Annotated in this window: 13 protein-coding genes; 4 read left to right on the forward strand and 9 right to left on the reverse strand. The window is 58.7% G+C overall.

The window, feature by feature from the left end; genetic code table 11:
• From GGE33_RS21060 to GGE33_RS21075, 4 genes are all read left to right on the forward strand, one after another.
• Window positions 1-306, forward strand: a 306-nt coding sequence (locus GGE33_RS21060) for a DUF1295 domain-containing protein (RefSeq protein WP_183827567.1), incomplete at its 5' end; no start/stop codon positions are given.
• Window positions 303-1334, forward strand: a complete 1032-nt coding sequence (locus GGE33_RS21065) for an SAM-dependent methyltransferase (protein ID WP_183827569.1) — start codon at window positions 303-305, stop codon at window positions 1332-1334. The genes GGE33_RS21060 and GGE33_RS21065, both read left to right, overlap by 4 nt.
• Window positions 1331-1882 (forward strand): hypothetical protein, encoded by a 552-nt coding sequence (locus GGE33_RS21070; RefSeq protein ID WP_183827572.1) that lies wholly within the window; start codon window positions 1331-1333, stop codon window positions 1880-1882. The genes GGE33_RS21065 and GGE33_RS21070 overlap by 4 nt, the downstream gene beginning before the upstream one ends.
• A 21-nt stretch (window positions 1883-1903) precedes the next feature.
• Complete coding sequence (locus GGE33_RS21075; protein ID WP_183827575.1) at window positions 1904-2431, forward strand: lipocalin family protein; 528 nt, start codon at window positions 1904-1906, stop codon at window positions 2429-2431.
• A 147-nt stretch (window positions 2432-2578) separates the two neighbouring features.
• Here the strand turns inward: GGE33_RS21075 and GGE33_RS21080 are convergent, their stop codons facing one another.
• The 9 genes from GGE33_RS21080 to GGE33_RS21120 form a co-directional block, all read right to left on the reverse strand.
• Window positions 2579-3340, reverse strand: a complete 762-nt coding sequence (locus tag GGE33_RS21080; RefSeq protein WP_183827578.1) for an SDR family NAD(P)-dependent oxidoreductase — start codon at window positions 3338-3340, stop codon at window positions 2579-2581.
• Window positions 3330-5024, reverse strand: coding sequence for an SMP-30/gluconolactonase/LRE family protein (locus GGE33_RS21085; protein ID WP_183827580.1), 1695 nt, complete (start codon window positions 5022-5024; stop codon window positions 3330-3332). Before GGE33_RS21085 ends, GGE33_RS21080 begins: the two co-directional genes overlap by 11 nt.
• On the reverse strand, window positions 5021-6004 hold the full coding sequence (locus tag GGE33_RS21090; protein WP_183827583.1) for an NAD-dependent epimerase/dehydratase family protein: 984 nt from the start codon (window positions 6002-6004) through the stop codon (window positions 5021-5023). The genes GGE33_RS21085 and GGE33_RS21090 overlap by 4 nt, the downstream gene beginning before the upstream one ends.
• Window positions 6001-7083: an ABC transporter ATP-binding protein gene (locus GGE33_RS21095; RefSeq protein ID WP_183827585.1), complete on the reverse strand. Its 1083-nt coding sequence runs from the start codon at window positions 7081-7083 to the stop codon at window positions 6001-6003. The genes GGE33_RS21090 and GGE33_RS21095 overlap by 4 nt, the downstream gene beginning before the upstream one ends.
• Before the next feature lie 2 nt (window positions 7084-7085).
• Window positions 7086-7916: a carbohydrate ABC transporter permease gene (locus GGE33_RS21100; protein WP_148144203.1), complete on the reverse strand. Its 831-nt coding sequence runs from the start codon at window positions 7914-7916 to the stop codon at window positions 7086-7088.
• A gap of 10 nt (window positions 7917-7926) precedes the next feature.
• Window positions 7927-8853 carry a carbohydrate ABC transporter permease gene (locus GGE33_RS21105; protein WP_183686585.1) on the reverse strand — a complete coding sequence of 309 codons (927 nt, stop codon included), beginning with the start codon at window positions 8851-8853 and terminating at the stop codon, window positions 7927-7929.
• 69 nt (window positions 8854-8922) lie between these two features.
• Window positions 8923-10194, reverse strand: a complete 1272-nt coding sequence (locus tag GGE33_RS21110; RefSeq protein WP_183827588.1) for an ABC transporter substrate-binding protein — start codon at window positions 10192-10194, stop codon at window positions 8923-8925.
• 24 nt (window positions 10195-10218) lie between these two features.
• Window positions 10219-11385, reverse strand: a complete 1167-nt coding sequence (locus GGE33_RS21115) for a mandelate racemase/muconate lactonizing enzyme family protein (protein WP_183827591.1) — start codon at window positions 11383-11385, stop codon at window positions 10219-10221.
• Window positions 11382-12290, reverse strand: coding sequence for a dihydrodipicolinate synthase family protein (locus GGE33_RS21120; RefSeq protein WP_183827594.1), 909 nt, complete (start codon window positions 12288-12290; stop codon window positions 11382-11384). Before GGE33_RS21120 ends, GGE33_RS21115 begins: the two co-directional genes overlap by 4 nt.
• Between the last annotated feature and the right edge of the window lie 64 nt (window positions 12291-12354).

Genomic DNA, 12354 nt, shown 5'->3' on the forward strand with positions numbered 1-12354 from the left:
GCAAAGACCGAGGTCTGCGAGACCGGCCTCTGGCGGTATTCGCGCCATCCGAACTACTTCTTCGAGTGGATGTTCTGGTGTTGCTGGTTTTTGTTTGCCGCCTCGCCATCCATTGTGAGCTGGCTGTCCTTGTTGGCGCCGCTCCTCATGTACTGGCTGCTTGTGCATGTCTCCGGCATTCCGCCACTTGAAGATCATATGCTGCGTTCGCGCGGCCAGAAATTTCGCGCCCTGCAGCAGCGCGTAAATGCTTTTTTCCCCGGCCCCAGAAGGCAGGATATCCATCCAGAAGGAGAGTTGAAATGAACATGCTGGCCTTCGCTATCAACACCGCCGAACGCGCGCCTCTGACCGATGGCATGTCGCTCGCGGGGATCGACTTCCTTTGTGGTCGTACCAAGCGTCGTCTCGCCGCCACGGCGGCCAGCCAGGAAAATCTGTTTGTCGATGCCATGAACCAATACCCGGTGGCGATCCATGCGGACGAGGCCAATCGCCAGCATTATGAACTGCCCGCGGCTTTCTTTTCGCGGGTTCTCGGCCCAAGCCGAAAATACTCCTGCTGCCTTTATCCGACCGAATATACGACACTGAAGGAAGCAGAGGTTCATGCCCTCGCCGAAACGGTGAGGCATGCCGCGATCGAGGATGGCATGACGATCCTGGAACTCGGCTGCGGCTGGGGCTCGCTTTCGCTTTATCTGGCGGCGCAGTTTCCGAACTCGCGTATCGTCTCCGTTTCCAACTCCTCCTCGCAACGCGCCTTCATCCTGGCGACGGCCAATCAGCGCGGACTTTCCAACCTGTCGGTGATAACCGCCGATATGAACGAATTTTCGATCGAACAGCGTTTTGATCGTGTCGTCTCGATCGAAATGTTCGAACACATGTCCAACTGGCGGAAGCTCTTTGAGCGTGCCCGCGACTGGGTGAAGCCAGAAGGTCGGCTTTTCCTGCATGTCTTCACTCACAAGGACCGCTCCTACCGCTTCGACCACGACGATCCGGCAGACTGGATCGCCCATCATTTCTTCACCGGCGGTATCATGCCGGCGCATGACCTGCCTCATCGTTTCGAGGATCTGTTCGCGGTCGAGGAGGAATGGCGGTGGTCCGGAACCCATTATCGTCGTACGGCGCTCGACTGGCTCGCCAATTTCGACCGGGAGTCCGATCAGATTGAACCTATTTTCGCAGAGGTTTACGGCAAAGACGCACCGCTCTGGCTACGCCGCTGGCGGCTGTTTTTCCTCGCGACCGCCGGCCTGTTTGGTCACGATGACGGCGATATCTGGGGTGTAGGCCATTATCTGCTGAAACCGGCAAGGCCATGAGCGCGCAACGAGTTCCTCTCGATCCTCTTACCCAGGCGACGGTTACAATCGCCTGGGTCATATGTCTCAACAAGCCATTTTATCCGGTCTATGTCTGGTATCTCGTCGGCGATGGCGTCGTTGCGTCACTTGGTTCGCTGCTCGCGGCTCCGGTCTTTTTGGCAATTCCGTCCATCGCCCGTCGTTGGCCCATCATTGCGCGGATTTCGCTTCCCATCGTGGGGGCATTCGACACCTTGTTCGAGACAACGTTATTTGGCGAAAGCTCCGGGACGGAATTGTTCTTCGGAGCCTGTATCATGCTCGCGGCAGTCTCTTTCCGAACGAAAGAAAAATGGATTCAGCGCAGTGTGACAGCTGTCGTTTTCGCCATCTTCCTTTTGTCGCGCCATATCGGCGGACCACCATTCCACGGCTGGAGTGATACTGATCTTGCCGTGCTTCTCGATCTCAACATTTTCGCGGCCGCATGCCTGATGGCGCTCATCGCCATAAGATACGCAGGTTTGTCGACGGGCGCGGAACCCGCAACCCGGGAGAAATGCTAGCTAAACATACTGGAGGATGACATGCACGACTTTTGGAAATGCCTCGTCGGCGTCTTCTGGCTCGCCGGAACACTCGCGCCGCACACCGCTACGGCAGCCGAGCCTGAAGTGGTCAAGGTTGGTGCTGACCATTATCGCGGGACATGGCTTGAGATCGGTCGCCGGCCGATGTGGCTGACCGATGGTTGCGTCGCCGGCTATTCCTCATATCACCGCGGCAAATCACCAGATCAGGTAATTGTCGAAGACGGATGTCGCGTCGGTAATCCGAAGGGTCGATTGAAGACTGTCCGTGGAACGGGGCGCATACTCGATTTTGACAGCGACAAGGCCAAGATGCGTGTCCGCTATCCGTTGCTGATCACCTTCAACTATTGGGTCCTCTATAAATCACCGGACAAGAACTGGTTTATCAGCGCTGATCCCGACATGACCAATCTATGGATTTATGCGCGCACAGTTCCATCAAAAGCCAAACTCAAGACAATGGTCCGTAAAGCAAGTCAGCTTGGTTATGATGTTCGCAGGCTGGAGTTTCCCGAGCAATAGCGGATACTACATTATGCACCTGCTGGAACTGGCGTAAGCCAGTTCTCAGTCTCATGTCCTGCCAATCGAGCCGCGCACTTAGGTCTTGATGGGATATGAACCGCCGGTCCGCGCTGGCGCAGGTCGATTAGCTTGCCTGCAGATCCATCAATAACCGCCGGTCAGGAAAACGGCCTCGCCAGTCATGAAACTGCAGGCCTGCGATGAAAGGAAGATTGCCGCGCCGACCATTTCTTCAGACCGACCAGCCCGTCCCATCCAGTTCAGCGTGCGGGCATATTCAGCCCATCCTTCCGGATCCTCGTCGCGTCGATGGGCATTTCTGTCGGTATCGATCAGGCCGGGAGCAAGCGTGTTGAGCAAAACATTGTCCATGGCATAGTCCCGCGCCTGGCTCTGGATGAGGTTGTGTTGTGCAGCTTTCGTTGCCGCATACGCGGTGACGACACCTTTTGGACGAAGCTGGTTGATCGAACCGATGGAGACCACCCTTCCCCATTTGCGGGCAGCCATGAGTGGCAGTGCCGTCTGCAACATGTCTACGGTCGAACCGAAGTTCACCGCCACCTGAAAGGCAAAATCCCCCGGCTTCAGATCCGGCAAAGTTGCGTTGATCTGAGCACTGGCGTTGATGACCAGGATATCGACGGGAGCGATGTCTTCGGCGTGCTCGATCAGATCGCGGCCGGCACCAGGTGCCGACAGGTCGCTCACCAGTTCTTGTGCCGTGCCACCGTTTTCGACAATGCGTTGGTGCACGACAGCCGCTCCGCCGGCTTTGGTGCCATGCAGAATGACATGTGCTCCTGCAGCCGACAGTCCTTCCGCGATGGCCGCGCCAATGCCGCGGCTGGAACCGGTGACGAGCGCCGTGCGCCCCTTCAAACCAAAGAGGATTTCAAGATTCATTATTTCCCCCAAACAATGAAATGTGCGCACCGGCAACACCGGGACGGCAGGAAAACAAGCCGCCGGATAGTGGCGCATCGGCCAGTGTCGAGGCCGGCAGGCGTGTGCGCGCGCTGGTGATGAACAGCGTGGAAAGGTCCGGTCCGCCAAATGCGATGCTCGACGGCCGCGGCACGGGCATGTCGATTACCTGATCCAGCTTGCCATTGGGCATGTAACGTCGCACACACCAGCCATCCCAGATTGCGCACCAGACGCCGCCTTCCGCATCAACGGCAAGACCATCGGGCCGACCATCGGCGACCGGAATGCGGGCAAATTCCCGACGCGCTGAGAGCGTGCCGGTCGCGGGATTGAAATCGTAGGCGTGGATCAGACCCGGCACCGTATCGACGAAATAGAAAGTTCGGCCATCCGGGCTCCAGCCAAGGCCATTGGAAACGATGATGCCACCTTCCTTGCGTTCAAACGCACCAGTTTCATCGATGCGATAGAGCGCACCGGTCTGCTTGGAGGCATCGATACGCATCGAACCGACCCAAATCGCTCCATCCGGCCCACATTTTGCGTCGTTCAGCCGATTGCCTGCAAGGTCGGCCTCCGGACTGACAAAAGGCGCAAGGCGGCCGGAGGCAAAATCAAGCCATTCCAGTCCGTCCTGAGATGCAACCAAGAGGCGTCCCTTGGAGACCGGAATGACAGCGCTGACAAGCTTGCCCGTTTCACAGGTGTCGTTGCGACCCGTTGCAGGATCAAAACGGTGAACGGCGGGGTGAAGGATATCAACCCAGTAGAGCGCATTCTCGGCCTCATGCCAGACCGGACTTTCGCCCAGCTGAGCTCCCCAAGGCAGAATACAGCTCAGTTCGGCCGCCGGCTTCCCCGTCGCGGAGCGTGGCCGGGGCCGCGAGCTGATGGCAACGGCGCCTGCAGCACCGGTTATGCGACGGGCCGCCGCGATCAGTTCGCGCCCCACCGGGTGAATATTGGATGCCTCAAGGCGCGATGAAGGGCCGAGCGCCACCAGCACACCGATCGGCGTGTTGTCGCGTCCCATAACGGGGGCAGCGACTGAATTCACACTCAGCAGATGCTCCTCATAGGAAATCGAATAACCGCGTGCCCTCGTCAGAGTCAGATCAGCCTGCAAACTTTCAAGAGTGGTGATCGTCTGCGGCGTCTGGCGGTCCAGCGTCAGGCGTTCCGTAAGCGACCGTCCCACCGCGGGGTCCTGGAATGCGAGAAGGGCCTTGCCGGGAGCGGTACAATGCAACGGCACGCGGCGGCCAACTTCAACACGCACTGACAGTCCGTTGGGCGAGCGTTCGGCCAGATATTGCGCCGTAACGCCATCCAGCCGGCACAATGCGACTGTCTCGCCGAGTTCGACCGCCAGCCGTTCGAGCTCCGGCGTGGCGGCGGAGACCAGATCAAAACTCTCCCAAACCTTGTGGGACATTTCGAGAAACCGCTGGCCAAGGACATAGGTGCCGCGGGCTTCGTCCTGGCGCACCAACCCATAGGCGATCAAAGTGCGCAGGATGCGGGCAAATGTGGGTTTTGGCAGGCCGGACGCGCGCAGGAGTTCGGCAAAACGCAAAGGCTCGGGCGCATCGGCAACCATGTCCAGAAGGGTCAGGCCTTTCGCCAGTGCTGCTGTGCCACCCGGTGTCTCAGGTTTCATTGCCTCTTCTCCCCGGCGAGGCGTCGCTGCCTTGCTGCGGCGGCCTCTTCCAGCATCCGGTCGATCGTCCATTCCGCCTCAAACCCCAACGTGTTTCTGATACGCTCGTTCGAGGTGTGGTAATAAACGCCCTCACCGGGAAAATCGACTGGCACGATGGGCAGACCGGTCAATGTCGCAATACGCGGCAGAAGTTCGGCGAAATCCGCCGGTTCATTTCCACCCAGATTGAATGTGCCGCCGGCCGCATCGGGATGATCGAGCGCAAGAAGAATGCCGGTCACCATGTCACGGGTGTCGGTTAGGTGCATGCGAAACGGCCGGCCATTTTCGTTGCGCGCCAGCACATGGGCCGGCACTCCGATATCCTTCGCCTTCAGAAGATCGGCGACAGCCGTGTTCCCGAAACTCTCTTGCTGGCGGATGCGTGGGCGCAGGAAGAAGCGTGGACCGGAGAAAAAACTGTCTTCATCCAGCAATTCGCAGGCATCCTGCGTATGCGAGAAACGCAGGATCACCGTTTCCATCGAGCCGTTTCGCTGATGAAAGCCCACCATCTCCTCGCCAAGCAGTTTGGTCAGCCCATAGGGCGAATTCGGCTTGAGCGGATGGTCTTCGGTTACCGGCATGAATTCCGGGCGGTTTTCCGGATAGACCTCGCCGGAAGAGGCAAACACGAAACGATGGACGCCGGCAGCCGAGGCGGCATCCAGCAGGCGGCGCGTACCTTCGACATTCACAGCAAACATGAGATCACGGTCCGCAGGAGCCCAGGACATGAAGGCGCCGAGATGCAGGATATCGGTGATGCCGTGAGTAGCCTCCGCCAGTCTGTCTGCATCCTCAAGCGAGCCAATAATTTCGTCTCCACCTGTTTCCGATGGACGCAAATCGAAGCCCCGCACCATCCGGCCCTTGTCGCGCAAGGCTGCAACTACGGCGCGGCCTACACGCCCGGACGATCCGGTAACAAGGATCATAGCCGTTCACCCGTCTTTGCATCGAAAAGGTAGAGTTGAGCGGGATCAAAGCCAAGCCTGATCTCCTCGTCCCTCGGCAGGCTGCCCGTATGCGAAACGCGGGCGATCAACCCCTTGGACTTGCCTTCTTCGCCATCAGCGATCCGGGCGCCCTTGGCATCGAAATAGACGTATTTTTCAGACCCCAAGCTTTCGACCAGCGTCGGCCTTACACCAAAGGTGACGGGGGCATCGCCCAGAACGAGGTGTTCCGGTCTGAGCCCCACCACCACCGGGCCCTGAGCGCTGGTGGCTCGCGGAAGTGAAATCTGCTGGCCAAAAGCGGTAAGCTTGCCGTCGCGCAGTTCCGAATTCAGAAAATTCATGCCCGGCGAGCCTATGAAGCCGGCAACAAACAGATTGGCAGGATTATTGAACAACTCGTCAGGTGCGGCAATCTGCTGGATTATCCCTCCCTGCATGATGACAACGCGGTCAGCCATTGTCATCGCTTCGACCTGATCATGGGTCACGTAGACGGTGGTGACGCCGATACGCTTATGCAGAGCGCCGATTTCAGCGCGCATATGGACACGCAGTTTAGCGTCGAGATTAGACAGCGGCTCATCCATCAAAAATGCCTGCGGTTGGCGTACGATGGCACGCCCCAGTGCCACACGCTGGCGTTGACCACCCGACAAGTCCTTGGGTTTACGGTCGAGATAGGGAGTTACTTCCAGGATACGCGCCGCATCATCGACACGCCGGTCGATCTCGGTCTTGTCGGTGCCCCGCATTTTAAGGCCAAAGCCAATATTCTGGCGCACCGTCAGATGGGGATAAAGCGCGTAGTTCTGAAACACCATGGCGATATCGCGATCGCCGGGCGCCAGATCGGTCACTTCGCGGTCGCCGATGAAGATCTGACCTTCGGTGGCAGGCTCCAGACCTGCCAGGATCTTCAGCATGGTAGACTTGCCGCAGCCGGAGGGGCCGACCAGTACAACAAACTCTCCATTTTCGATTTCCAGCGAAAAGGGTCTGAGCACATTCAGCGCACCATAAGACTTGCTGACATTGCGAATTGAAATATTGGCCATGCTTATTTCTCCGCGCCAGCGGTAAGGCCGCCGACCAAATAACGTTCAAGGAACAGGTAGATTGCGATGATCGGCAGAGCGATGAACACCGATGCGGCGGCGATGTCGTTCCAGTAGGTGACATATTCGCCCTGCATCGTGGTGATGCCGAGATTGGCCGTCCAGTTGTCGGGCGAATTGACCAGGAATGTCCGCGCATAGGCGTAATCGGCCCAACTGAGCACGAAGGCATAAAGTGCTGTGGCAGCCAGACCCGGGGTTGCGATCGGCAGGACGACACGCACCATGGCACCGATCGGCGAGCATCCATCAACCATGGCCGCCTGTTCAAGCTCTTTCGGGATCGTGTCGAAATACCCTTTCAGCATCCATGTCGCGAAGGGAATGATCATGGTTGAATGTGCGAGCACCAGCGTCCAGAGGCTTCCGATCAGGCCGAAGCTTGAAAAGATCGAGAACAGGGGGATGACCAGCAGCGTGGCGGGCAGCATCTTTGCGGTGAGGACGAAAAGCCCCATCGTTGCACCACCGCGCATCGAATAACGCGACAACGCATAACCGGCACTGACCGAAACCAGCATGGACAGCGCCACGGAACCCACCGCCGCCAGCATCGAATTCCACAGCCAGAGCAGGATCGGCTTTGCCGCCCAGACGCGGGCGAATACATCCCATTGCGGATTATCCGGCCAGAAAGTCGGTGGAAGACGGTAAAGTTCGTCAGTGGTGGACAGCGCCGTGACCAGCAGCCAGTAGACCGGGAAGAGGATCATCACCAGCGTGAAGATCACGGTTGCGTAAAGTGCGAGGCTTTGTGCCAGTGTGCGTCTCATCAAGGCCTCCTCAATAGATAGATTTCGAACGTCGACCGAGCATCAGCACGCTGGCGATGATGCAGATGACCAGCGTCAGAACACCGACAGCGGCGGCACGGCCAAAATTGTGATACTGGAAGGCCTGATCGTAGGTCATGATCGACAGTGTCTGCGTTGAACGCAGAGGGCCGCCGCCGGTCAGGACCTTGATGATGGAAAAGTCCCGGAACACCCAGAGCAGCGTGAGCACCAGCGTGACGCCCAGAACCGGCATCAGAAGCGGCATGGTGATCCAGCGGAACCGCTGAAAGGTGCTTGCACCATCCACCTTGGCGGCGGCGTAATAATCGGATGGGATCGACTGCAGGCCCGCAAGGCACATGATCGAGACGAAGGGAAAACCCTTCCATACCATGGTGATCGCAACAGCCCAGAAAGCCGCTGTCGAACTACTGACCCAAGGGATCATCTGGTCGGTGAAGCCAAGCTTTATCGCCAGCCAGCCGAACAGACCGAACGATGTGTCGAACATCCAGGCAAAGATGACGACCGCGATGATTTCCGGCACAGCCCAGGGCAGCGCCATGCCGAGCCGGGCAACCGTGCGGCCCTCGAAACGGTTGTTGACGAGAAGCGCCGTGCTCAAGCCAACCGCAACGCTACCGGCGGTCACGACGACCACAAGCTTGAGCGTCACCCAGCAGGCCAGCCAGAATTCCTGCGACGAAAACAGCCAGACATAGTTGCTCACTGAGAACGGCCGGCTGGCGCCGCCGAGCCTCGGGATTTTAACCTGCTGAAAGGACAGGTCGATCGCTAGGATCAGCGGCCAGACGATGATGGCGGCGACCATCAGCACCGCCGGAGCGATCAGGATATAGCCGAGAAGATGCTGCCGGCTGGGACGCGCAAGGTCAAAGAACTTGCGCCGCCCCGCCTGAACGGTATCGGTCATGGATGGTCTCCTCCGAATGCTTTGAATTGCCCATGGCCCGCAGGGCGAGCCATGCCCTGACAGAGCGGATCAGCCCTTGATGCTTTCGGCCTTGGCCTGCATGGTCTTGGCGACAGCCGCCGGATCGAGATCCTGGATAATCATCCGCTGGCTCTCCTCCATGATCATCTTGCTGAACTCGTTGTAATAGAGCTCAAGGCCGATCGGCACGCGGTCTATCCCCTTCTCGGATGCGGCCTTCATTGTCGCGAGCAGCACCGGGAAATGCGGAATGGTTTTCTCCACGCCGGAGACATCGGCCTTCGGGCTTGGCGGCGTGTTTCCGCCCATCGTCGCATAGCTGCGCTGGAATTCCGGCGTCATCGTCAGCTTGATGAAATCCCAGACGAGTTGCTTCTGGTCATCGGGAATATCGGACGGCATGGCCAGCACATTCGATGATCCACCAAGAGGCGGCGTCAGCGGCGGCGCGGCATAGACTATATCGCTCTTGGCCGAACCCTTTTCAGTTGTGCCGTAAAGCCACGGTCCGTCCAGGCGCATGGCCATCTTGCCATCGGCAAACAGCTTGCGCACATCACTGGCGCTCATGTCGACCGGACTGATGCCACTCTTCATCACAGTCTTCCAGCGCGTCAGCCCCTCGACCATCTCAGGCGTATCGATTGTGATATTGCCTTCCTTGTCGGTCCAATAGGCGCCCGCGTCGATGATGTAGTTCAGCATCTCGGTCAGATACTGGCCCGGCCCCCCCTTCGTCTCATGGCCAGTGCCGAACTGGTCGATGATGCCGTCGCCGTTGAGATCCTTGGTGGTCGCCTTTGCCGCTGCCAGGAATTCGTCATAGGTTTTCGGCACGGCAATGCCGGCTTCATCGAGGATCTTCTTGTTATAGGCCATGACGAAACCGAAGTAGTTAGTCATGATGCAGACGGTTTCGCCGTTCCATTCGCACGTCTTCTGGCCGGCCCAGCCGGTCATGTCGATGCTGTCCTTCTTCAGCCACGGATCCAGCGGCTCAAGCCAGCCGCTGTCTGCGAACATCTGGAATTCGAACGAGGCGAGATGGACGATCTGCGGCGGCTGGTTCGCGGCAAACAGCGTGGTCATCGTATCGGCATAGGAGCTGCGCTCCGCCTTGGTGAACTCGATCTTCACGCCGGGGTGCTGTTTCTCGAACTCCGCGATCGCCGAATGCCACCATTCACCGGTTCCGGCGTCATCGGTCTGCCAGGAAATGAATTTCAATACCGTATCGGCCATTGCCGGAGCAAAGCCACCCATCGTCATCACGGCTGCAGTCGCGGCGCCGAGCGCCAGTCTTTTCACTCTCTTGTTCATGGCTTCCTCCTCCAAAGAACCAATTCAGATACGTTCAAGCAGACCTAGCGCCACCTCCGATGGCTTCACTCCGAGCCCAGGCCCCGATGGCAGATGATAGAGACCTTCGCGGCAATCCATGTCACCGGAGAGAAGGCGACGGTTCGGCTCGAAGATCGAATGCTGGAATTCGTGCCCCTTGAGCGTCGGCAGTGTGGATGACGCCTGCAGGCTCGCGGCCAGAAATATACCGGCGCCGACCGTGGCATGCGGGATGACGTCGATACCGTGTTCGGCAGCAAGCGCACCGATGCGGATGAAATTGGTAATGCCCTTATGCCCCATTTCCGGCTGTACGATAGCAATGCGGCAACGCTCGATACGGGCACGCATGTCCCAATGGGTGCGCCATTCCTCGCCGACTGCGATTGGAATATCCGTACCCTTGGAGACTTTTTCCAAACCGGCAATATCCTCGGTCCAGACAGGTGCCTCGGCAAACCACGGATCGTACGGCGCCATCTCGGCGATCAACTCAAGCGCCCGCTCCGGCGTCTGGTTCCAATGCATATCGGCGGCAATCTTCGCCTTGGGTCCGAGAACCTTGCGCAGGTTCTCCATCTCCACCGCCGGGCCGTCGTCTGCCACTGGCGTTGCGAATTTGAAGGCATCGAAACCCCGATCCTGCCAGTATTTCGCCAGCTCGCCGCGAGCTTGCAGCGTTTTCTCCGGCAGACCGGAGACATAGGCCGGAAAGCGGTCAACGCCCCCGCCGAGCAGATCGCGAACCGATTTTCCCGCTTCCTGACCCGCAATGTCCCACAGCGCGATATCGAGGGCTGCCAGTGCATCAACGTAGAAGCCACCGGTGTAACCGCGCACCCGCATCATGTCGTAGAGATCATCGTAGATCGAGGACGGATCCGACGCGTCACGATCGATAACGAAGCCGGCAAGAAGATCGTTGATCAGAGCGGCAACCGCACCGGGCGCGACGATGCCATAGGTTTCACCCCATCCAACGGTACCGGCCCGTGTCGTCATACGGACGAGAACGCTGCGGTCGAAGGTGGGATAGACCGTGCGGTTGCCCTTGCGGACGATATAACCGTTTGGATTAACCACCTCTCCTTCCCGCAATGCGCCGAGATAGGGCACTTTACGTGACTGGGTGAGGGTAAAAACCTCGATGGTTGCGACGGGGCTGTTCATGCAGCCTCCGAAGCCAGAAGGCCGAGTTCAACCAGGTTTGCATCAATGTCCGCAATTGCCGCGGCGTCGAGTTCCGGTGTAGGAGCGCGCACACCGACGCCCCCGATCACGCCTCGACGCGCCAATACATGCTTGGTCAGCCGCATGCGGTAAACCGCCTGCAGGACGAGAAGCGGCAGGGTGCGAACATAGATTTGGCGTGCCTCATCGCGCTTGCCGCCGGCGAGCGCTCGGTCGATCGCCACATGTTCGCCGGCGATCTCCAGAGCAGGCATCGCGGCAGTCGCGCCGCGTGCATATTCGTCGAGAATATAACGCGCGCCACCGCCACCGATGACGCCCTTCAGGCTTTCCGGCGCATGGGCGATGATGTGGCTTATCGCCGGCCCTGCCGGCAGCGTCTCTTCTTTCACATAGGAAATATGTGGCAAGGCACGGATGATCTCGACGATCGCCTGCGGCGACAGATCTGAACCGCGAGGGGCCGGCGCATTCTGGAGGATGATCTCCACGTCCGGCAGCGCCTCGACCACCTTGCCAAGAAACTCGATAAGGGCCGCTGCATCGGTGCCTACCGACTTCGGTGGCTGTACCATCAGATGGCGAATACCGAGGCCTGCCGCGATCCGGCCATGCTCGACCACGTCGCGCCAATCAGCGGCGCTTGCGCCGGCAACCACGGGTACCCGGCCCGCCACGCTGGCAACGACGATCTTCAAAAGTCCCGCACGTTCTTCTGTGGTGAGATTTTCCACCTCGCTGGCGAAACCAGGAAACACGACACCATCCACACCCTGATCGAGAGCGAACTGCACCAGCCGCGACATCCCCGCCTCATCAACATCGCCATTCGCCAAAAAGGGCGTTGGCAGGACAGGCAAGATGCCCTTCAGACCAGTTGCCATTTCTTCACCTCCCAATGAAGTATCATAATGTGAAACCATGAATTCACTAATTGACACTACATAT

It is taken from the genome of Aliirhizobium cellulosilyticum (genome assembly GCF_014198105.1).
Lineage (GTDB): Bacteria > Pseudomonadota > Alphaproteobacteria > Rhizobiales > Rhizobiaceae > Neorhizobium > Neorhizobium cellulosilyticum.